Here is a 749-nt window from a genome sequence, read left to right on the forward strand (position 1 = left end):
GCCGGGCCATTTGCTCAGGGCATTGAGCGCATTGGCCACGTCTAATGGATTGAGATCCTTGCGTAATCCGGGATCGGCGGCCAGCCGCTCGGCCAGCGCACTGGCGGCGGCGGCACAGACCGGGGTGTCAGGCCATTTGCTCAAGGCATTCAACGCGTTGGCCACGTCCAGTGAATTGAAGGCCTTGCGTAACAGGGGATCGCCGACCAGGCGCCCTGCCACCATGCGGGCGGCTTCCGCACAGACCTCGGTGCCCGGCCATTTACTCAAGGCATTCAAGACGTTGGTCACGTCTACCGGGCCAAGTTCCTTGCGCAGGTCGGGCTCGTCGACCAGCCGCTCGGCCAGTGCGTTGACGGCCTCAGCACAAACCGCCGTGTCCGGCCATTTGCTCAACGCGTTGAGCACGATGACCACACCTTGCCGGTCCAGGTCCTTGCGCACCTGGGGCTCGTCGGCCAGCCGCTCGGCCAGCGCGCTGGCGGCAACCGCGCAGACCTGCTTGTCAGGCCATTTGCTCAAGGCTTTGAGCGTGGTGACAACTTGGTGTGCGTCGAGCGCCTTGCGCAACTGGGGCTCGTCGACCAGTCGCTCGGCGAGCGCGCTGGCGGCCTCTCCGCAGATCGGCGTGTCGGGCCATTTGCTCAGGGCATGGAGCGCGATGGCCACTTCTTGCGGCTTGAGGGCCTTGCGCAACCTCCTTTCGTGGGCCGGCCGCGCGGCCAGCGCGCTGGCGGCCTGCCCACAGA

1 protein-coding gene is annotated in these 749 nt (G+C 66.4%); it reads right to left on the minus strand.

Going from position 1 to position 749, the window contains the following annotated elements:
- Positions 1 to 749 (minus strand): hypothetical protein (locus XpruCFBP8353_RS23080; protein WP_157935138.1); only part of this gene is annotated, 749 nt, incomplete at both ends.

This window comes from Xanthomonas prunicola (assembly GCF_002846205.1).
GTDB lineage: Bacteria > Pseudomonadota > Gammaproteobacteria > Xanthomonadales > Xanthomonadaceae > Xanthomonas > Xanthomonas prunicola.